The following is a 20317-nucleotide window of genomic DNA, read 5'->3' as shown; positions in this document are numbered from 1 at the left end:
GTGCGCATGACGGCACCGCTGCTGATGACCCGCCTGCTGACGTCCCGCCTCGTGCTCGACCAGCCGACGGAGGCGGACATCCCGGACGTGCTCGACGCCTGCCAGGACGCCGAGACCCGGGCGTGGGTCCCGCTGCCGATGCCGTACACCCGCGAGAGCGCCGAGTTCTTCGTGCGGTCGTACTGCCCGCACGGACTGGCGAGCCACCGGTACACGGTGTGGGCGCTGCACCGGACCACCGGCGGCAGGATGCTCGGCGCGCTCGAGGTGCGCCGTGACGACCGCGCGGGCTCGGCCTCCCTGGGCTGCTGGTCGGGGCCCTGGGCGCGCGGCCGCGGTTACATGCGGGAGGCGCTCGTCGCGGTGACGAAGCACGCGCTCGACCCGGCGGGGCTCGGCTTCGAGCAGCTCAACTGGGAGTACGTGCCCGGCAACGAGCCCAGCCGGCGCCTGGCAGAGGCGGCGGGGTTCTCGTTCGCCCAGGGGATCCGCAGCGTCGTGGAGCTCCACGGCGAGCGGCGCGAGGCGCGCGTGGGGACGCTACGCCGCGACGACGTCGGCCTCTGAGTCGGACTCCAGTCCGAGCTGCGCCGCGGGCGCCTTGAGCGACAGCACGACGGCGGTCATCGCGGAGGCCAGCAGCGCGGCGAGCATCATGTGCACGCCGACGAGGGTGCCCGGCAGGCCCGTGTTCGCCTGGACGAGGCCCACGACGATCTGCGCGAACTCGACCGCCAGAAGCAGCCGGGCGAAGAGGTGCACGCGGGTGGTGCGGTACCGGAACGACCCGATCACCAGCACCACCGTCAGCGCGAAGGTGACATAGGCCGGGATGGCGTGCACATGCTGCAGGATCTCGGAGTTCAGCCCGTTGCGCGGCGCGTGCGCGTCGCCCGCGTGCGGTCCGCTGCCGGTGGTGAGGATGCCGACGAGGATCGTCAGCGCGACGAAGCCGCTGGTGAGGTGCGCGACGCCCGCGAACCAGCCGGGCACGGCGCGGACGCGCGGTCCGGGCACGGTGTAGAGGCGGAAGACGAACGCGGTGCACAGGCCCACGAGCACGATCGAGACCACGAAGTGCAGGCCGACCACGTACGGGTTCAGGCCGCTGAGCACGCTGAGGCCGCCCACCACCGCCTGAGCGGGGATGCCGAGGCCGGCGATGAGGGTCAGCCAGAACAGGTCCGGGCGCTGCTTGCGCAGCCGCAGGATGGCGACGAACGCGATGATCGCCACGAGCCCGAGCAGCACGCTGAGCACCCGGTTGCCGAACTCGATGATGCCGTGCACGCCCATCTCCGGCGTGTTCACCAGCGAGTCCGCCGTGCACTTCGGCCAGGTGGGGCAGCCGAGTCCGCTGGCCGTGAGCCGCACCAGGCCTCCGGTGCCGACCAGGATCACCTGACCGACGAGGTAGATCCACGCGATCACCTTCAGGCGCGCATCCACGCGGTCCGGCAGCCAGGCGATGAAGCGGTTCATGGTGTCGGGGCTCTCTCGTCGGTCTCGGGATGCGGATACTCGGTCAATGCGCAGGCGCGCCTCTGTTCTTACCTGGTCGCACCTGTAGAATTGTTGAGTTCGAGGAACGCGCCTCGGTGCGCGGCCGTCAGGCGGTGCGCCATGGCCCGCCTCCACGAACAGTCTAGGTACGCAGTTGCGCCATTCGCACAATCACGACTCTCAGAGCGCCCGGCCTCGCGCCGTGCGCCGAGGGGAATGAGCCGGACTGATATCCGGTTACGGATGGTAGGAAACGAGGTAGATATGTCAGACATCCTGATCGATCGGCCTGAGCTCGCCTCATTGGGGCAGTACGAGTTCGGCTGGGCTGATTCCGACGCCGCGGGAGCTTCCGCACGTCGCGGGCTCTCGCCCCAGGTGGTGAAAGACATCTCCGGGCTCAAGAACGAGCCCGAGTGGATGCTCCAGCGCCGCTTGAAGGCCCTCCAGCTCTTCGAGCGCAAGCCGATGCCGACCTGGGGTGCCGACCTGTCGGAGATCGACTTCGACAACATCAAGTACTTCGTCCGCTCCACCGAGAAGCAGGCCCAGAGCTGGGAAGACCTGCCCGAGGACATCCGCAACACCTACGAGAAGCTCGGCATCCCCGAGGCCGAGCGTCAGCGGCTCGTCGCCGGCGTCGCCGCGCAGTACGAGTCCGAGGTCGTGTACCACCAGATCCGCGAGGACCTCGAGGCCCAGGGCGTCATCTTCATGGACACCGACACCGCGCTGCGCGAGCACCCGGAGTTCTTCGAGGAGTACTTCGGCACGGTGATCCCGTCCGGCGACAACAAGTTCGCCGCGCTCAACACGGCCGTCTGGTCGGGCGGCTCGTTCGTCTATGTGCCGAAGGGCGTCAAGGTCGAGATCCCGCTGCAGGCCTACTTCCGCATCAACACGGAGAACATGGGCCAGTTCGAGCGCACGCTGATCATCGCCGACGAGGGCTCCTACGTCCACTACATCGAGGGCTGCACGGCGCCGATCTACAAGTCCGACTCGCTGCACTCCGCGGTCGTCGAGATCATCGTCAAGAAGAACGCCCGCGTGCGTTACACGACCATCCAGAACTGGTCCAACAACGTCTACAACCTCGTCACCAAGCGGGCCACCGCGGCCGAGGGCGCGACCATGGAGTGGATCGACGGCAACATCGGCTCCAAGGTGACGATGAAGTACCCGTCGATCTACCTGATGGGGAGCACGCCAAGGGCGAGACCCTGTCCGTCGCCTTCGCGGGCCCCGGCCAGCACCAGGACGCCGGCGCGAAGATGATCCACATGGCGCCGTACACGCAGTCGTCGATCGTCTCGAAGTCGATCGCCCGCGGCGGCGGCCGCGCCGGCTACCGCGGTGAGGTACGGGTGGATGCGAACGCGCACCACTCCGCCAACACCGTGCGCTGCGACGCGCTGCTGGTCGACACCATCTCGCGCTCCGACACGTACCCGGCGATCGACATCCGGGTCGACGACGTGCAGCTCGGCCACGAGGCGACGGTGTCGCGCGTGAGCGAGGAGCAGCTGTTCTACCTGATGTCGCGCGGCATGCCGGAGGACGAGGCCATGGCCATGATCGTCCGCGGCTTCATCGAGCCGATCGCGCGGGAGCTCCCGATGGAGTACGCACTCGAACTCAACAAGCTCATCGAGATGGGCATGGAAGGCTCCGTCGGATGACGCAGGAAACGCAGACCACCCCGGCCGCGCCCACGCACATGCGCGCCCCGGTGCCCGTGCAGACCCGCTCGGAGCGGTTCACCTCCACCGAGGTGTCGGAGTTCCCGGCCGTCACCGGGCGCGAGCCGATGTGGAAGTACACCCCCGTCGCCCGCATCCAGGAGCTGACCACCGGCGACCTCGACGGCTCGCCGTACGTCTACGACGTGACCAGCGCCAAGGGCGTCTCGACCCTGTGGGTCGGTCGCGAGGACTCGCGCATCGGCCGCGCCGGCACGCCGGAGGACCGCGCGTCCGCCAACGCCTGGACGGCGTTCGAGCAGGCGCTGCTGGTCAGCATCTCGGCCGACCTCAGCGGCGACCACCGCGAGGTGACCGTCTCGCGGTCGGGTCTCGGCTCGGCTCCGCGAGCGGCCCACACCGTCGTCGAGGTGGCGGAGGGCGCGACCGCGACCCTCATCCTCCAGAACACGGGCGCCGCTCACCTCACCGAGAACGTCGAGTTCCTCCTGGGGAAGGACGCCGACCTGACGGTCGTGTCGCTCCAGGAGTGGGACGACGACGCGCTCCACGTGGCCGCCCACTTCGCGCGGCTCGCCGAAGGCGCCCGTCTCAAGCACGTCGCGATCACCCTGGGCGGCGGCGTCGTGCGGCTCAACCCGTCGGCGCACCTGGCCGGCGCGCGGTCGGACGCCGAGCTCCTCGGCGCGTACTTCGCCGACGCGACGCAGCACCTCGAGCAGCAGGTGTACGTCTACCACGACGGCCCCGAGACCCGCAGCCGCGTGACCTACAAGGGCGCGCTGCAGGGCGAGGGCGCACGCACCGTGTGGATCGGCGACGTGCTCATCGGCCCGAAGGCCGTCGGCACCGACACCTACGAGCAGAACCGCAACCTCGTCCTCACCGACGGCGCCCGCGCCGACTCGGTGCCGAACCTCGAGATCGAGACCGGCGACATCGTCGGCGCGGGCCACGCGAGCGCGACCGGTCGTTTCGACGACGAGCAGCTGTTCTACCTGCAGTCCCGCGGCATCCCGGAGGAGGAGGCGCGCCGACTGGTCGTGCGCGGCTTCCTGGCCGAGATCGTGCAGCAGATCGGCTCGCCGGCGCTCCAGGAGCGCCTGCAGGCGAAGATCGAGGCCGAGCTCGAGACGACGTCCGTGACGGCCGCCTCGACCGAGGCCGCGCACTGATGGCGGCCCAGCGGGTCGCGGCCGTCGCCGAGCTCGTCGAGAACCAGGCCACGCGCGTGGTGCTCGACGGCGTGCCGATCGCCGTCGTGAAGGACTCCGCCGGCGACGTCCACGCCATCGGCGACACCTGCACCCACGGCGAGATCTCGCTGTCCGAGGGCTTCGTCGAGGACGAGACCCTGGAGTGCTGGGCCCACGGCTCGCAGTTCTCGCTGGTCACCGGCAAGCCCCTGAACCTCCCGGCCTACGAGCCGGTCCCCGTCTTCGCCGTCGAGATCATCGACGGAGACGTCTTCATCGACCCGAGCGTTACGAAAGAAACGAACTGACAATGTCCACGCTGGAAATCCGCGACCTGCACGTCACCGTCGAGACGGAACAGGGCACCAAGCCCATCCTGAACGGCGTCGACCTCACCATCAACGAGGGTGAGATCCACGCGATCATGGGCCCCAACGGCTCGGGCAAGTCCACCCTCGCCTACACGATCGCCGGTCACCCCAAGTACACCGTCACCGGCGGCACGATCACGCTCGACGGCGAGGACGTCCTCGCGATGACCGTCGACGAGCGCGCCCGCGCCGGCCTCTTCCTCGCCATGCAGTACCCGGTCGAGATCCCCGGTGTCACCAACACCAACTTCCTCCGCACCGCGAAGACCGCGATCGACGGCCAGGCGCCGTCCATCCGCACCTGGGTGAAGGACGTCCGGGAGTCGATGAACGCGCTCCGCATGGACAGCTCGTTCGCCGAGCGCAACGTCAACGAGGGCTTCTCGGGCGGCGAGAAGAAGCGCAACGAGATCCTCCAGCTCGAGCTCCTCACGCCGAAGTTCGCCGTGCTCGACGAGACCGACTCCGGCCTCGACGTCGACGCGCTGAAGATCGTGTCGGAGGGCGTCAACCGTGCCAAGGCCAACACCGGCCTCGGCATCCTGCTGATCACGCACTACACGCGCATCCTGCGCTACATCAAGCCGGACTTCGTGCACGTCTTCGTCGCGGGCCGGGTAGCGGAGCAGGGCGGCCCCGAGCTGGCCGACCGCCTGGAGGAGGAGGGCTACGACCGGTTCGTCGACGCCCCGAGCCCGCGGCGGCCGACGAGGCCGAGCTGGCCGGCGCCTGAGCGCCCGACCGATCGAGATCACCGAGAGGTAGAATCCACTCATGCCCGCCACTCTGAGCCCCGCGCTCTTCGACCAGGTCGAGGAGGCGCTGAAGAACGTGATGGATCCCGAGCTCGGGATCAATGTCGTCGACCTCGGCCTGATCTACGACCTGGCCTTCGACGAGGAGAACAACGCGCTCATCATCTCCATGACGTTGACGAGTGCCGGCTGCCCGCTCACCGACGTGCTCGAGGAGCAGACCGCCGAGGCGCTCGACGGCATCGTCGAGGCGTTCCGCATCAACTGGGTGTGGATGCCGCCGTGGGGTCCCGAGCGGATCACCGATGACGGCCGCGACATGATGCGCGCCCTCGGCTTCGCGATCTAAGAACACCAACGACGGGTCCCGGTACGCGAGTGCCGGGACTCTCGCATGACCACCCCTGAACGAACGGACTGAACTGTGCTCGCCGTGCACGACCTCGAACTGCGCGTCGGTGCGCGCCTCCTCATGGAGGGCGTCTCGTTCCGCGTCGCGGACGGCGACAAGATCGGCCTCGTCGGGCGCAACGGCGCCGGCAAGACCACGCTGACCAAGGTGCTCGCCGGCGACCTGCTGCCCACCGCGGGCAAGGTCGACCGGTCGGGGGACCTGGGCTATCTGCCGCAGGACCCGCGCTCGGGCAACCTCGACGACCTCGCGCGTACGCGCATCCTGGACGCCCGCGGCCTCGGCTCCATCGTGCTCGGGATGCAGAAGGCCACGCTCGACATGGCGAGCAGCGACACCGCGGTGTCCGAGGCCGCCATGAAGACGTACGGACGGCTGGAGGAGCGCTTCCACCTGCTCGGCGGGTACGCCGCCGAGGCGGAGGCCGCGTCCATCGCGTCCAACCTGAACCTCCCGGACCGCATCCTGGAGCAGCCGCTGAAGACCCTCTCGGGCGGTCAGCGGCGTCGCATCGAGCTCGCGCGCATCCTGTTCTCGGACGCGCGCACCATGATCCTCGACGAGCCGACCAACCACCTGGATGCGGACTCGATCCTGTGGCTGCGCGAGTTCCTCAAGAACTACACCGGCGGCTTCATCGTGATCTCGCACGACGTCGACCTGGTCGGCGAGACCGTCAACCGCGTCTTCTACCTGGATGCGAACCGCCAGGTCATCGACATCTACAACATGGGTTGGAAGAACTACCAGCGCCAGCGCGCCGCCGACGAGGAGCGCCGCAAGAAGGAGCGCGCCAACGCGGAGAAGAAGGCGGGCGCGCTGCAGCTGCAGGCGGCGAAGTTCGGGGCGAAGGCCACCAAGGCGGCGGCCGCGCACCAGATGGTCGCCCGCGCCGAGAAGTTGCTCGCAGGCCTCGAGGACGTGCGCCAGGTCGATCGGGTGGCGAAGCTGCGCTTCCCGACCCCGGCACCGTGTGGACGCACGCCGCTGCAGGCGAGCGACCTGTCCAAGAGCTACGGCTCGCTCGAGATCTTCACCGCTGTCGACCTCGCGATCGACCGCGGCTCGAAGGTCGTGGTGCTCGGGCTGAACGGCGCGGGCAAGACCACGCTGCTCCGGATGCTCGCGGGCGTGGACGCGCCCGACACCGGGCAGATCGAGCCGGGCCACGGCCTCCGGATCGGCTACTACGCCCAGGAGCACGAGACCATCGACGTCGACCGGACCGTGCTGCAGAACATGGTCTCGTCGTCGCCGAACCTGACAGAGACCGAGGCGCGGAAGGTGCTGGGCTCGTTCCTCTTCACCGGGGACGACGCGCACAAGCCCGCGGGAGTGCTGTCCGGCGGCGAGAAGACGCGACTCGCGCTGGCGATGATCGTGGTCTCCGGCGCCAACGTGCTGCTGCTCGACGAGCCAACCAACAACCTCGACCCGGCGAGCCGCGAGGAGATCCTGGATGCGCTCGCCCACTACGAGGGCGCGGTCGTGCTGGTCAGCCACGACGAGGGGGCGGTCGAGGCGCTGAACCCCGAGCGCGTCCTCATCATGCCCGACGGCACCGAGGACCACTGGTCGCGCGACTACCTCGACCTCATCTCGCTCGCCTAGCCGCCCGGCGCCCGCGATTCGTCACAAATGGTCGCCATTCGTGACGAATCGCGACCATCCGTGACGAATCGCGAGGGCGGTCAGTCCCCACGCCGCGGGTTGTGCTCGCGGATTCGTGCCGAATGTGCGCTATTCGTTACGAGTTGTGCACATTCGGCACGAATCCCTGGCGGCTCAGATCCAGAGGGCGGCGACGGCAGGCGCGTATTCGCGGCCGCGGGCGAAGCCCGCGCGTGCGGCGGCGGGACGCAGAGACGGATCGGTCGCGTTGGCGCCGTGCAGGGCCTCCGACTCTGGGCCGATCACTTCGACGCGGCTCCCGGAGGCGCGCAGCGCATCCACCTGGACCGCCAGGTGCGTGCCCCACGACGCGGGCGGGAGCGACCGGCCGTTGAACGGCGAGAGCACAAGTACCCGGGCGTAGCCGGTCGCGAGGTCGGCGTTCTCCGCGTTGATGCGGTAGCCGCCGTCGAGGTAGCGCGCGTCACCGATCCGCAGCGGGTGGGCGCTCGATGTGCTGGCGGCCACCGCATCCACCACGTCGATCCCGCTGTCGCGGTCGAAGACCACGCCCTCGGCGGTACGCGCATCCACCGCGGTGATCAGGAGGCGCCGCTCGGGCCAACCCGCACCGCCCAGGCGGGAGGCGGCCACCGCACGCCAGCGCTCGGAGCGCGAGCCGTCGTCCTCGGCGTCGAGCGCGAGGCCCGACGCGCTCATGCGGCGGCGGTAGTCGTCCATGTCGGTGGAGGCGGCGATCAGCGACAGCACGCGGTCGAGGCCGCCAGCCGGACGCCCGGCGGGGGCAGCACCGCGCGGCGGCGGGGGAGTGAGCGCGGCGTACAGCTCCGCCGGCTCGGAGAGCGAGAGCTGGACGGCGGCCGTCGAGCCGGCCGACGTGCCGACCGTGAGGTCGGGCGCGGCGACGTCGACACCGGCGTCGGCGAGCCCGGCGATCACGCCGATGAGCCACGCGTTGCCGGTCGCGCCGCCGCCGCCGAGGACGAGCGCGCGCTCAGTGCGCGCAGAAGAAGAGGAACTGTTCATGGGAGTCGCCTTTCGCGATCATGCGGAACGGCGCTCCCGGCGGCGAAGGTTCTAGCCGCGCGATCGTGGGCTGAGGGGAGCGCCCACTGTCTGTGTGTACATGGGTCTCACCTCCTGGAGTCGGAACACGATCGGGATGACGATAGCACGCGGCCCGTGCGGCGCTCAGCGCGTGGCGTCGAGCAGCTCGTCCTCGACGTCCGCGTCCGTCCGCTTCGCCCGCCGCCGCCGTTCGCGCTCCGCGGCCCGTGCGCGCTCGGCCGGGTCGTCGGAGTTGCGCTTGCGGTACTCCGTCACGAGCGCGTAGCCGAGACCGAAGAAGCCGATCAGGGCGAAGATGATCCACTGGATCATGTACGACCAGTGGAGTCCCTCATCCTGAGTCGGTGGGGCCGTCACGGTCGGCGTCGGCGCGGTCGCCGGGGTCGGGTCCTCGCTGTCGAGCAGGCCGTACGCGCCGGTGTAGACGTCCGCGCCGCCGAGCTTCTGCTTCACGACCGAGAGCTGGATCGTGCCCACCTGATCCCCGGTCGCCGTGCGTCCCGCGATGGCCGGTTCACTCGCCTTCAGCCGCGCGACGACGGTCACGGGTCCGGACGGTGCGGCGGGGACGTGGTCGGGTGCGTCGGTCTTGCTGCCGGTGGGGACCCATCCCCGGTCGACGACGAACAGCGCGCCGTCGGCGGTCCGCAGCGGGATCAGCACCTCGAAACCGGGGCTGCCGTTGAACGGCCGGTTGCGCACGAGCAGCTGCTGGTCGCGTTCGTACGTCCCGGTGACGGTCACGCGCGTCCACTCCTGCTTCGGCGAGTAGGAGCCGAGGGTCGGAAGCTCGTCGGTCAGCGGCACCGGCTTCGAATCGAAGTTGGCCGTGACCAGGGCGTTCGCCGCTGCTGCCTCTTTGGAGCGGGCGAGCTGCCAGTTGGAGAGGAAGCCGCAGGCGATGGCGAACACGATCGCGAACGCCAGGTAGCCGAACCATCGGCGTGAGAACGCGAAACTCCAGCCGGATGCCTTCGTCTCGGGGTCGGCGCCGCTCATGCGTCGGCCCCGACGGCCGGGACCACGCGCAGCGGGAACTCCCGCGCGGCGAGGAACTCGCGCAGGAAGTCCACGTGCTCGTCGCAGGCGAGCCAGACCTTCACGCGGTCCTCGGTATGGATGCGCGGGTTGCGCCACTCGATCCGCCAGGACGCGGTCTCGCGGCAGCCGGCGCGCGAGCAGGTCAGCGGCGCCGGCGCGTCCATCCCGATCACTGCGCGCCTCCTGTTTTACGGATCCTCGCGCGGGTTCTCGGCGCTCTGGTCGGCGCGCGGAGCCTGCGGAGGGTACAGAGGAACGATACCGCCTGGACGCTGGACGTCCGCCTGGCCGCGTTCCACCGAGACGTTCGCGATGACGACGGCGAAGTACGGCAGGAAGACGGCGGCGACGATCGGGGCGAGGGCCCACCATCCCGGTACGATCACCGCGACCAGGACGCAGACCACGCGGATGCCCATGGCGACCGAATAGCGGATCATCCGGTGCTTGCGCTCCTCGTCCGGAGAGAGGGGGAGACTCGTGATCGACGGTGCTGAGGGCTTCTTCATGAGCGTTGACTCCAGCGTACGTCCATAAACTTGGGTCGGGCCCCGCTCGGGCCGAATACGCAGCAAGCACCATTCCTGAAGGGAAGCGCATGACCACGCCACGCACCGTCCTCGTCACCGGAGGCAACCGGGGGATCGGCTACGCGATCGCCGAGGAGTTCGTCGCCCAGGGCCACCGGGTGGCGGTCACCGCGCGCTCCGGGGAGGGCCCCGCCGGCGCGCTGACCGTGCGCGCCGACGTCACCGACGCCGCGAGCGTCGACGCCGCCTTCACCGAGGTGGAGGAGAAGCTCGGCCCGGTGGAGGTCGTTGTCGCGAACGCCGGCATCACCAAGGACACGCTGCTGATGCGCATGACCGACGAGGAGTTCGACTCGGTCGTCGAGACCAACCTCGGCGGGTCCTTCCGCGTCGTGAAGCGGGCGAACAAGGGGATGCTGAAGGCGCGCTTCGGCCGCATCATCCTGATCTCGAGCGTCGTCGGACTCTTCGGAGGCGCCGGCCAGGTCAACTACGCGTCGTCGAAGGCGGGACTCGTCGGCATGGCGCGGTCGATCACGCGCGAGCTCGGCGCGCGCGGAATCACCGCGAACGTCGTCGCCCCCGGCTTCATCGAGACCGACATGACGGCCGAGCTGCCCGAGGCCCAGCAGGCGGAGTACAAGAAGAGCATCCCCGCCGGCCGCTTCGCGCAACCGAGCGAGGTCGCCAAGGTCGTCGCGTGGCTTGCCTCCGACGACGCCGGCTACATCTCCGGCGCGGTCATCCCCGTCGACGGCGGCCTCGGCATGGGTCACTGATTCGTTCATCGCTTCCTCGCTTATTCATTCGCCGCGCGACGCGCGATCGGATTAAGCGAGGAGGCGATGGATGCTAGCCGCGGAGGCCGAGCAGGGGGAGCACCTGGGAGAGGTCGGGCCGGTCGATCACGAGGTCGGCCTCCGCCCGCACCTTCGGCTTGGCGTTGAAGGCGACCGCCAGACCGGCCTCGGCCATCATCCGCAGGTCGTTCGCGCCGTCGCCGATGGCGACCGTCTGCGTGAGGTGCACGCCTGCCGCGGCCGCCCAGAACAGCAGCGCCTGCGCCTTCGCGGCGGCGTCGATGACCGGGCCGTCGACTTCGCCGGTGAGCCGTCCCTCCCGGACCACCAGGCGGTTGGCGCGCCAGTGGTCGAGGCCCAGCCGCTCGCCGATCGGGTCCAGCAGCTCGTGGAAACCGCCCGAGACCACGCCGACGACACCGCCGGCGGCCTGGACGCCCGCGATGAGCTCCGGCACGCCGTCCGTCACCCGGATGCGCTCACCGACGTGCTGGAACACCGACGCGGGCAGCCCGCGCAGGGTGCGCACGCGCTCCCGGAGGCTGTGCTCGAAGTCGAGCTCGCCGCGCATGGCGCGCTCGGTGATCTCTGCGACCTCGGTGCGCGATCCCGCCTCCTCGGCGAGCAGCTCGATCACCTCGTCCTGGAGCAGGGTGGAGTCGGCGTCGAGCACGACGAGGACGGACGCTGTTCGGTTGTGGCTGTCGGTCATGGGACGACGTGCACGCCCTTGCCGACCACCGTGATGCCCGACTCGGTGACGGTGAAGCCGCGGGCGCGGTCGCGCTCGGGGTCGACGCCGATCTGCGCGCCCTCGGCGACCACCACGTCCTTGTCGAGGATGGCGCGGCCGACGAACGCGTTCGGCTCGATCACCGCGCGCTCGAACACGACGGAGTCGATCACCTTCGCACCCGAGTCGACCTTCGCCCACGGACCGAGGACGCTGCGCTCGAGGTGCGCGCCGGAGATCACGGATCCGAGCGAGACGATCGAGTCGATGGTCGTGCCCAGGGCACCGCGTCCATCCCGCACGATCTTCGCGGGCGGCGAGTTGAGCACCTGGCTGAAGATCGGCCAGCTGTTGTTGTACAGGTTGAACACCGGCAGCGCCGAGATGAGGTCCTGGTGGGCCTCGAAGAACGAGTCGATCGTCCCCACGTCGCGCCAGTAGTAGCGGTCGCGGTCCGTCGAACCCGGCACGTCGTTGTTGTTGAAGTCGTAGACCGCGGCCTCGTTGCGCGACACGAAGTCCGGGATGATGTCGCCGCCCATGTCGTGGTTGGAGTCGGGGCGGTCGCCGTCGCGGATCACCGCGTCGATGAGGGCGTCGGCGTCGAAGACGTAGTTGCCCATCGAGGCGAGCACCTCGTTCGGCGAATCGGGCAGTCCGACGGGGTCGCGCGGCTTCTCGCGGAACGCGCCGATGTGGGTGGGCCGCTCCGGCTCCACCTCGATCACGCCGAACTGGTCGGCCAGCCCGATGGGCTGACGGATGGCGGCGACGCTCGCCGGGGCTCCCGAGTCGATGTGCGCCTGGATCATCTGGCCGAAGTCCATCCGGTACACGTGGTCGGCGCCGACGACGACCACGATGTCGGGCTTCTCGTCGCGCAGCAGGTTGAGGCTCTGCAGGATGGCGTCCGCCGATCCGCTGAACCAGCGCTTGCCGAGGCGCTGCTGGGCGGGGACGGAGGCGATGTAGGAGCTGGTGATGCCGTCGAGGCGCCAGGTCTGCGACACGTGGCGGTCCAGGCTGTGCGACTTGTACTGCGTGAGCACGACGATCTGCCGCAGTTGCGAGTTGATGAGGTTCGACAGCGCGAAGTCGATCAGGCGGTACTGTCCGCCGAACGGGACGGCGGGCTTCGCGCGGTCCGCCGTCAACGGCATCAGCCGCTTTCCCTCTCCGCCCGCGAGGACGATGCCGAAGATCTTCTTGCCTGGTGCCATGTGCATAACAGTAGAGGCGAACTGGGGGCTGTACTAGCGTTTCGGTCATGCGCGTCGATCTACTGACCCGGGAGTACCCGCCGGACATCTACGGGGGAGCCGGGGTGCACGTCACCGAGCTGGTGCGTGCCCTGCGGACCGACACCGAGGTCGTCGTGCGCGCCTTCGGCGAGTCGCGGGACGAGCCGGACACCGCGTCCTACCGCGTGCCGGCCGAGCTGGCGGACGCCAATGGCGCCATCGCGACGCTCGGCGTCGACCTGCAGATGGCGCAGGACTGCGGGCGAGCGGACGTCGTCCACTCGCACACCTGGTATGCGAACGGCGCGGGTCACTTGGCGAAGCTGCTGCACGGCGTCCCGCACGTGGTGACGGCGCACAGCCTCGAGCCACTGCGCCCCTGGAAGGCGGAGCAGCTGGGCGGCGGCTACCGCGTGTCCAGCTGGATCGAGAAGACCGCCTTCGAGGCCGCCGACACCGTGATCGCGGTGAGCGACGGGATGCGGCGCGACATCCTCGCGGCGTACCCGGCGCTGGACCCGACCAAGGTCGTGACGATCTACAACGGCATCGACCTGGAGCGCTGGCAGCCATTGCGCGACGACGAGCGGGCGCGGGCGCTCGGGATCGACCCCGAGCGTCCGGCCGTCATCTTCGTCGGGCGCATCACCCGTCAGAAGGGCCTGCCGTATCTGCTGCGCGCCGTTCGGCAGCTGCCGCCGGAGGTGCAGATCATCCTGTGCGCCGGCGCGCCCGACACCCCCGAGATCCTCGCCGAGGTGACCGGGCTCGTCGAGCAGCTGCAGGCCGAGCGCGACGGTGTCGTGTGGATCGACCGGCTGCTGCCGAACGACGAGCTGCGGATCGCGCTCACCGCGTCCACGGTGTTCGTCTGCCCGTCGATCTACGAGCCGCTGGGCATCGTGAACCTCGAGGCGATGGCCTGCGGGCTTCCGGTCGTCGGAACCGCGACGGGCGGCATCCCCGAGGTGATCGTGGACGGCGTGACCGGCCGGCTCGTGCCCATCCAGCAGCTGCAGGACGGCACGGGGACGCCGACGGACCCGGAGCGGTTCGTGGACGACCTGGCCGCGGCGCTGATCGAGGTCGTGAGCGATCCGGCGCGCGCGGCGGAGATGGGCGAGGCCGGGCGCGAGCGCGCTGAGACGTCGTTCAGCTGGACCACGATCGCCGAGCAGACCCGCGACGTCTACCGGTCGCTGCTGGCGCGCTGAGGCGTCCGCTTCGTCACGGAGGGGCGCCCGGCGCAGGTAGGCTGGAGGACATGGCCGACAGCGTTATCCGACTTACCGACGTGTCCGTTGTGCGGGACGGCAACCCCGTCCTCCAGGGAATCGACTGGGCGGTCGAGCCGGACGAGCGGTGGGTCATCCTGGGCCGCAACGGCGCCGGCAAGACCACGCTGCTGCAGATCGCCGCGGCGGCGCTGCATCCGAGCTCGGGCGAGGCCGTCGTGCTCGGCGAATCGGTCGGCCACACCGACCTGTCGGAGCTCCGTCCGCTGCTCGGCTTCGCGTCCAGCGCGCTGGCCCGGCGCATCCCGCGCAACGAGCGCGTCCTGGATGTGGTGATGACCGCCGCGTACGCCGTCACCGGCCGCTGGAACGAGCTGTACGAGGAGATCGACGAGCGCCGGGCGCTCCGCGTGCTCGGCGAGTGGCACCTCGACCACCTGGCCGAGCGCACCTTCGGCAGCCTGTCGGACGGCGAGCAGAAGCGCGTGCAGATCGCACGGTCCGTGATGACGGACCCCGAGATCCTGCTGCTCGACGAGCCCGCCGCGAGCCTCGACCTCGGCGGCCGCGAAGAGCTCGTGAAGCTGCTCGGCGGCTACGCCAGCGACCCGAAGTCGCCGGCGATCGTCATGGTCACGCACCACGTCGAGGAGATCCCCCAGGGCTTCAACCGCGCGCTGCTCCTCGCGGACGGGCGGATCGCGGCCGCCGGCCCGATCGACGAGGTGCTGACGAGCGAGAACCTGAGCGACACCTTCGGCATCGCGGTCGAGCTCAGCGAGACCGACGGCCGCTACGCCGCGCGCGCCACGTCGTGACCGCGTTTCGGGCCCCGATCTGCTAAAGTAGGTAGCTGGCCCGGTCTGGGCCGACAAGCTTCCCGTCCTCACGCCGTCCGGCGCGGACACGACCGATTACGACACGCAACAAGGAAGTCCTGATGAAGACTGGCATCCACCCCGACTACGCCCCGGTGGTTTTCCGCGACCTGGCCTCGGGTGCGACGTTCCTCACCCGCTCCACCGTCTCGAGCGACAAGACCATCGAGTGGGAGGACGGCAACACCTACCCGGTGATCGACGTCGAGATCTCCTCCGAGTCGCACCCGTTCTACACGGGCAAGCAGCGCATCCTCGACTCGGCCGGCCGCGTCGAGAAGTTCAACTCGCGCTACAAGAACTTCGGACGCTCCTAAATCTTCACCCCTCTTCGAGGGACATCGCCCCCGGCTTCTCATGAAGTCGGGGGCTTTGTCGTAAGCGGCGGATACTCTCGCACCATGGCGATAACTAAGACATGCTCAATTCACGGCGGTCCGATGACATGGGAGTACAACCCCGACGAGGCAAGACTCGGTGGCGGGTGGGTCTGGCACTGCGCTAGGGGCGGCGAGTACCAGATGCCCGAGGCGGGCGACGGCCCGGAGACGCCGGACCCGCGACTCGGCCTCTAACGACGAAAAGCCCCCATGCACCGCGCGAACGGTGTACGGGGGCTTTCGTTTGGCGCGGTGACGGCTACGGCTCGCGGACCTCGATGACGGCCCACGCCGAGTCAAGGCGGATGCTAAACCAATCGCCGCCGCCGAGGTGGCCCTCGGCTTCGATGGTGAAGCGGCCTTGCCCGCTGTGGGCGAGAGCGCGGATGGGCATGCGGCGGCGATCGGGGAGCGTCGCGTGTAAGTCCTCGATTCCGCCCATCCATGCCGGTGTGGTCTCGATCGTGAGCGCGACGCGGTCGTCGCGGTTCTCGATCGCCGTCACGCGGACTTGCTGGTCGTAGCGTTCGGTCCAACTCCAAAAGGCGGTATGAGGTGTCATGGGCAGCAAGCTATAGAGGCCGACGCGATCCCGCAGGTTCGTTCGCTCACGGCCGAACCGGTCTAGGTGACCCAGAGTTGTTCCCGCTCAATCGTCGAGTGCGCCTCGTCCTGCCATGACACCTCGATACGTTCGAGGGGTCCGGCCGACTCGAACACCTCGAACGAGAGTTGAGCTTGCGGGGGAACGTCCGTCGGATACGGGGTGCGAGCGAGGTGTTCGCTTACTTGCGGGTAGCCGCGCACGGTAGCGCCGTAGGCCTTCTCCTCGCCCACGTTGATCAGGAACCCCGAACCGTCGCCGGGGTTGTAGTAAACGTTCCACTTAGGACGAGGGGGTGGAGGCGTCGTGACGCGCTCCCACAGGGCGGTCAGGCGCTCGTTTGCTTCGGCGGTTCGCCGGAGGGCATCGGTCGCTTCGGATTGCGCCTTTGCCGCGAGAATCGCGCTCTCCTCTGCCCTCTTCCGCGCCCTTCGTGCTGTCAGGAATCCGATCGCCGCCCCGATGAGCGCGAGCGTCGCGACGATGTCTGCCCAGATGTCCATTGCCGAATACTAGCGGCGTAGCCATCGGAGATTGGTCCGCCGTGGCTTTACGCTGTGGAGGGTGAGCGGAATAGATACCTGGGGTGATGCTGTCCCGAATTGGATAGCTGCCCTCTCCACGTTCGGTGCCCTCGTCGCCGCAAGCGCTGCGGGCATCTATGCGAGGCGAGCGGCTCATTCGGCACGTGAGCAGGCGGTCGCGGTCAAGGAGCAAGTTCGCTTGCAAGAGTTGGCGCTTGAGGACACCAAAGCTCAAGCGCTGGCCGCGCGCGCGGAAGCGGAGGAGCAGGGGGCCGCCCAACGTCGAGCGGAGACCCGAGTCGCCGAAGCGCGGCTCGACGCTCTCGCGCCGAGCTTATTCGTCAGGGTCGCGCCGGGACCGGGTGACGGCATTAGCCCGCTTTGGTCTGCCCACGAGCGGGGCGAGTTCCTTGTCGAGTGGCGAGCCACGTTCGAGGAGAACGAACGGCCCCGCTTTCGGACTGAGCTTAGGTTGACGTTCAGGAACGTATCCAGGGTGCCCGCGAGGATAGACATAACCAACTTCGACGGTGGCACGATCGACGGTCTACCTCAGGGCACGCCCCTTTACGTCCTACCGGGCCGGAACAATGCCAAAACGCTTTACTGGAATCGCGTCGTGAACGCAATTGGGCTGTCGACGGATGACCAAGTTGGCAGCCCCGAACGGGCGGCATTTCGGCTCGAATTCTGGGTACGCGATATCGGCATGAACGTGCGCGACACGTACCGTTTCAGCCTTGGACTGCCCTTCTTTGAGCGAGACGGAAGTCGACTCGTCGCCGACCCATCTCGCGCGCAATGGTCTGAAGTGGCCGCAGTGCCCGTTGAGCGCGTTTACGAACGCCTCACGGCGTCGGAAGCCACAGAGACCAAATCGCCGCAGCCGTAGAGGCGAACACGCCGAGCACGATAAGGGAGACATTCCACCCCTGTCCTCTTGCGAGCAGGCGGAGCACCCGCGAGACCGCGAGGTCGCCCGTCGCGTTATCGTCCGCAGCAGCGCGCGAGGGAACCGGTAAGCCTAGGGCTAGAAAGCGTGAGTGATAGGTCAAGTTGAAGGCGTCTGCCTCGACCACCGAATCGAAGCGGCGCGCGCTTGACTCTGCCCTCCATTCCTTCAAGATCGCTTGCGAGACTTTGACGTCGCGCTCGTGAGCCTTGAGAGTTCGAGAGGCGTTAGCGACCGCGAGCAAGGCTCCGAGGAGCGGGGCAGTTGCCCCGACGATGATGAGCGCAAGAATGGCTGCGCGTGTCGTGTCCACGCTCTCAGGGTCGCAACTCTGCGTCCTAACCGCTCCTAGGCGCGCGGTTCAGGGTAGGTCGGATTCGTTTCTTCGATCGACCGAACGATTGCGCGGCCGAGAGCGAAGTGGGTCCCTCGCACCCACTCGGCACTCGAACTGCCGTCTGGGCCGTCTGCCTCTAGAAACGCAACCAGCCCGTTCGGCGAGTACTCCTTTTGGTAGTGGAAGACCTTATTGCGAAAAACTCGCAGCTTGTCGGTGCGGTCGTCGGAGAGGAAGCCGTCGACCTCCGAGTCAGAGAGGTCTAGCTCTTTCCAGCCTTCGATGACGACATAGAGGGCGGCGTACCACAAGAGCATCGCGCTTTGATTGTCTAGGTCATCGGCATCAGTTGCGGGGACTCCTTGTTGCGCCGCCAAGCGACGCATGAAAACGTCGCGCAGATAATCAGCGTTGAGAAAGTACCTATGTAGCGACATGCGCCGCTCGAACGACCGGACCGCGTCCCGACTTGGCATAGCAGAACAGTAGTGGGGCTGAACGCAAAAAAGGCCCCTCGCGGCTTAGGCCGGAGGGGCGATCTGGTGATTGGGGCGATTGAGCGCCGAAACCCTGGAACCTGCGCGCACTGGGAGACGCTTTGCCTTACCGGTACTCAGGCACCCCGGGGAGGGGAGTTGCAACGCTGTCTCGCGCACGGAAGCCAGTAGTCATACCGTCGTCGTATGGGTGGTGGACGGAAGTGAGCGACGAGAAGCTCTTCGCTGTCCTCGTGGGCGGCGTCGAGTCAGGCGTCGAGTTGGTCGCGCTCCCGCCGACCGAGGATGAGTCGCCGACCCGCATTCGAGTGGTTCGCACGGGCGAGCGCGCCGAGTGGATGGAGACCTTCGCGCGCTCGGAGGTGGGTCGCGCCGGGCTGATTGAGTATGACTTGGTCGACACGTCCTCGTTGCCTTAGGCCGAAGGTTGAGGTGCCGTGGGCGCTCGCGCTTGGTCGTACGCACTGCATCCACGAGGTGCGCCTAGGAGGACGAGGCGAGCGGCCCACGGCTTTGCACGCGCGGGGTCCCTAACCCCCCGTGCTCTCGGCCCCCTGGGAGTAGTCAGGTGCCGAGCCGCACTGCGCTTGCCTACCGGAGAAGCGCGGTGCCAGTCAGATGCGCCCGGCAGCCTTGGCGGCGGTGCGGGCGAAGTGTGCGGTTTCGAGTGCTGCGCGCCGTGCGGCGATGGTCTCGAAGTGATGGACGCGGAGCCGCGTGAGCGCGACCGGCGCGGGACGCCGAGGTCAGCTGCGATCCGGTCGAGCCAATGGCCCGTGTCCAGGTCGAGGTCCTCGACGCGGGCGGGGAGGGCGACGTCGGGGTCGCTGAGAATCTCAAGAAGACGCAAGGAGCGGCGCTGCCCGGCGGAGAGGTCGCGGTCGGTCGAAGTGAGCATCGGGTCTCCTAGAGGGTGAGGGTCCCGGCGGCGAGTCGCGGGAGTAGGGCGCGGCCCGCCGCCGGAAGAGGGTTACGCCGCGAGGACGTGGACGACGCCGCCGAACGGGACGAGGTCGACGGTCCCGGCGCTGTCGACCGGGAGGTCAAGGGCCTGCACGCCGACGAAGGTATCGACGAGCGAGACCGACTGCGCCTTGACGCTGTCGAAGCTCATGACATTGCGGATCGCGAAGCCGTTCTCCGATGTCGTCGAGGAGGCCGACTCGACGCCGAGCGGGGCCTCAGGGGCGCGCACGGCGAGGTGAGCGGCGGCGGCGACATAGAACACAATCTCGCCATCGGACAGGCTCGGAACCTCGAACACGCGGAAGCCGCGGATGATCCCGGAGGCGTTGCCGAGGTCGACGGTTGCGCCGCTCTGGTTGGTGTCGAAGGCGTTCGCGTTCTGGACGTCCTCGTAGACGTCGGCGGAGACCGCGGCGTAGAGGGGGACGCTAGCGTCGATGCCGCGAGAGCGGAGCACGCGGCGGGCGGCGGAGAAGGTCGCGGCCGGGTCGGTCGCCGAGTAGGTGATCGTGGTGTCGGCCGGGGCGGCCTTGAGGGTCGCGATCGCGAGATTCTCGATCCGGCGGGTGATGCTGCCGACCTGCGGCTTCACGACCTGCGCCGAGAAGTTCTGGATGTCGAGCGACATCTCAGCCGAGGTGAGCGCCGCGCGGCTGTAGGCGTGGTCGGTGAGCTTCACCTCGACGAACTGCTCGTCGACGTTGTCGGTCGCGAGGTCGTCGGTCGAGTTGATCGCGCGGTACCGGGACTGGAAGGCCGCGGGGATGCGGACCTGCACCGACGAGCCGATCCGGCCTCCGAACTCGGACTCGTAGGAGCGCGAGAGGGTGCCTGCGACGGTGAGGGACTGGGCGGCAAGCTCCGCGGCGACGGCGGCGACCTGAGTCGGGGTGACGAGGGTGTTGGGGCTAGTAGCCATGAGGGGGTCTCCTTGAGACGGTGGGGCGCGATGCGCCGGA

At 68.6% G+C, this 20317-nt stretch carries 22 protein-coding genes and 1 pseudogene; 11 read left to right on the top strand and 12 right to left on the bottom strand.

Going from position 1 to position 20317, the window contains the following annotated elements; translation table 11 throughout:
- The first annotated feature begins 6 nt into the window (after window positions 1-6).
- Complete coding sequence (locus A0130_03300) at window positions 7-567, top strand: hypothetical protein (GenBank protein ID ANF30837.1); 561 nt, start codon at window positions 7-9, stop codon at window positions 565-567.
- Here the strand turns inward: A0130_03300 and A0130_03295 are convergent.
- The gene (locus tag A0130_03295; GenBank protein ANF30836.1) at window positions 541-1482 is read right to left on the bottom strand and encodes a cytochrome oxidase assembly protein; all 942 of its coding nucleotides are present in this window, start codon (window positions 1480-1482) and stop codon (window positions 541-543) included. The genes A0130_03300 and A0130_03295 overlap by 27 nt on opposite strands.
- A 285-nt stretch (window positions 1483-1767) precedes the next feature.
- Between A0130_03295 and A0130_03290 the strand changes: the two are divergent.
- From A0130_03290 to A0130_03280, 3 genes and pseudogenes are all read left to right on the top strand, one after another.
- Window positions 1768-3185: pseudogene (locus A0130_03290) on the top strand (Fe-S cluster assembly protein SufB).
- Window positions 3182-4381 carry a Fe-S cluster assembly protein SufD gene (locus tag A0130_03285; GenBank protein ID ANF30835.1) on the top strand — a complete coding sequence of 400 codons (1200 nt, stop codon included), beginning with the start codon at window positions 3182-3184 and terminating at the stop codon, window positions 4379-4381. The pseudogene A0130_03290 and the gene A0130_03285 overlap by 4 nt, the downstream one beginning before the upstream one ends.
- A complete protein-coding gene (locus tag A0130_03280; GenBank protein ID ANF30834.1) occupies window positions 4381-4710 on the top strand; it encodes a non-heme iron oxygenase ferredoxin subunit in 330 nt (109 codons plus the stop codon). Before A0130_03285 ends, A0130_03280 begins: the two co-directional genes overlap by 1 nt.
- Window positions 4711-4876: 166 nt before the next feature.
- On the opposite strand, the gene A0130_03275 is transcribed toward A0130_03280, so the two are convergent.
- Entirely contained in the window at window positions 4877-5326 is a 450-nt protein-coding gene (locus A0130_03275; GenBank protein ID ANF30833.1) for a hypothetical protein, read from the bottom strand.
- A gap of 221 nt (window positions 5327-5547) precedes the next feature.
- Between A0130_03275 and A0130_03270 the strand changes: the two genes are divergently transcribed.
- Both A0130_03270 and A0130_03265 read left to right on the top strand, forming a co-directional pair.
- Window positions 5548-5877, top strand: coding sequence for a hypothetical protein (locus tag A0130_03270; protein ID ANF30832.1), 330 nt, complete (start codon window positions 5548-5550; stop codon window positions 5875-5877).
- 75 nt (window positions 5878-5952) lie between these two features.
- Window positions 5953-7551 carry an ABC transporter gene (locus A0130_03265; GenBank protein ID ANF30831.1) on the top strand — a complete coding sequence of 533 codons (1599 nt, stop codon included), beginning with the start codon at window positions 5953-5955 and terminating at the stop codon, window positions 7549-7551.
- A gap of 174 nt (window positions 7552-7725) precedes the next feature.
- On the opposite strand, the gene A0130_03260 is transcribed toward A0130_03265, so the two are convergent.
- From A0130_03260 to A0130_03245, 4 genes are all read right to left on the bottom strand, one after another.
- A complete protein-coding gene (locus A0130_03260) occupies window positions 7726-8598 on the bottom strand; it encodes a patatin (protein ANF30830.1) in 873 nt (290 codons plus the stop codon).
- 165 nt (window positions 8599-8763) lie between these two features.
- Window positions 8764-9639: a sortase gene (locus A0130_03255; protein ANF30829.1), complete on the bottom strand. Its 876-nt coding sequence runs from the start codon at window positions 9637-9639 to the stop codon at window positions 8764-8766.
- Entirely contained in the window at window positions 9636-9845 is a 210-nt protein-coding gene (locus tag A0130_03250; protein ANF33274.1) for a hypothetical protein, read from the bottom strand. The genes A0130_03255 and A0130_03250 overlap by 4 nt, the downstream gene beginning before the upstream one ends.
- A gap of 24 nt (window positions 9846-9869) precedes the next feature.
- Window positions 9870-10121 carry a hypothetical protein gene (locus tag A0130_03245; protein ANF33273.1) on the bottom strand — a complete coding sequence of 84 codons (252 nt, stop codon included), beginning with the start codon at window positions 10119-10121 and terminating at the stop codon, window positions 9870-9872.
- Between the two features lie 158 nt (window positions 10122-10279).
- Here A0130_03245 and A0130_03240 point away from each other — a divergent pair, with 158 nt between their 5' ends.
- Entirely contained in the window at window positions 10280-10990 is a 711-nt protein-coding gene (locus A0130_03240) for a beta-ketoacyl-ACP reductase (GenBank protein ID ANF30828.1), read from the top strand.
- Window positions 10991-11063: 73 nt separating this feature from the next.
- Here A0130_03240 and A0130_03235 read toward each other — a convergent pair whose 3' ends face one another.
- Together A0130_03235 and A0130_03230 are read right to left on the bottom strand one after the other, a co-directional pair.
- Entirely contained in the window at window positions 11064-11723 is a 660-nt protein-coding gene (locus A0130_03235; GenBank protein ID ANF30827.1) for a phosphoserine phosphatase SerB, read from the bottom strand.
- Entirely contained in the window at window positions 11720-12964 is a 1245-nt protein-coding gene (locus A0130_03230; GenBank protein ID ANF33272.1) for a glucose-1-phosphate adenylyltransferase, read from the bottom strand. The genes A0130_03235 and A0130_03230 overlap by 4 nt, the downstream gene beginning before the upstream one ends.
- Window positions 12965-13011: 47 nt before the next feature.
- Here A0130_03230 and A0130_03225 point away from each other — a divergent pair, with 47 nt between their 5' ends.
- The 3 genes from A0130_03225 (at window position 13012) to A0130_03215 (ending at window position 15415) form a co-directional block, all read left to right on the top strand.
- The gene (locus tag A0130_03225) at window positions 13012-14199 is read left to right on the top strand and encodes a glycosyl transferase family 1 (protein ID ANF30826.1); all 1188 of its coding nucleotides are present in this window, start codon (window positions 13012-13014) and stop codon (window positions 14197-14199) included.
- Between the two features lie 50 nt (window positions 14200-14249).
- A complete protein-coding gene (locus A0130_03220; protein ID ANF30825.1) occupies window positions 14250-15038 on the top strand; it encodes an ABC transporter ATP-binding protein in 789 nt (262 codons plus the stop codon).
- A gap of 122 nt (window positions 15039-15160) precedes the next feature.
- Window positions 15161-15415: a 50S ribosomal protein L31 gene (locus A0130_03215; protein ID ANF30824.1), complete on the top strand. Its 255-nt coding sequence runs from the start codon at window positions 15161-15163 to the stop codon at window positions 15413-15415.
- A 322-nt stretch (window positions 15416-15737) separates the two neighbouring features.
- Here the strand turns inward: A0130_03215 and A0130_03210 are convergent, their stop codons facing one another.
- The 3 genes from A0130_03210 to A0130_03200 all read right to left on the bottom strand — a co-directional run bounded on the left by A0130_03210 (window position 15738) and on the right by A0130_03200 (window position 18212).
- The gene (locus A0130_03210) at window positions 15738-15983 is read right to left on the bottom strand and encodes a hypothetical protein (GenBank protein ANF30823.1); all 246 of its coding nucleotides are present in this window, start codon (window positions 15981-15983) and stop codon (window positions 15738-15740) included.
- A 119-nt stretch (window positions 15984-16102) separates the two neighbouring features.
- Window positions 16103-16585, bottom strand: a complete 483-nt coding sequence (locus A0130_03205; GenBank protein ID ANF30822.1) for a hypothetical protein — start codon at window positions 16583-16585, stop codon at window positions 16103-16105.
- Window positions 16586-17906: 1321 nt separating this feature from the next.
- On the bottom strand, window positions 17907-18212 hold the full coding sequence (locus A0130_03200; protein ID ANF30821.1) for a hypothetical protein: 306 nt from the start codon (window positions 18210-18212) through the stop codon (window positions 17907-17909).
- Between the two features lie 383 nt (window positions 18213-18595).
- Here A0130_03200 and A0130_03195 point away from each other — a divergent pair, with 383 nt between their 5' ends.
- Window positions 18596-18811 carry a hypothetical protein gene (locus A0130_03195; protein ID ANF30820.1) on the top strand — a complete coding sequence of 72 codons (216 nt, stop codon included), beginning with the start codon at window positions 18596-18598 and terminating at the stop codon, window positions 18809-18811.
- A gap of 551 nt (window positions 18812-19362) precedes the next feature.
- Here A0130_03195 and A0130_03190 read toward each other — a convergent pair.
- Window positions 19363-20277 (bottom strand): hypothetical protein, encoded by a 915-nt coding sequence (locus A0130_03190; protein ANF30819.1) that lies wholly within the window; start codon window positions 20275-20277, stop codon window positions 19363-19365.
- Window positions 20278-20317 lie beyond the last annotated feature (40 nt).

Origin of the sequence: Leifsonia xyli (assembly GCA_001647635.1) — a bacterium.
Lineage (GTDB): Bacteria > Actinomycetota > Actinomycetes > Actinomycetales > Microbacteriaceae > Leifsonia > Leifsonia xyli_A.
This window is presented reverse-complemented; position numbering and strand designations above follow the sequence as displayed.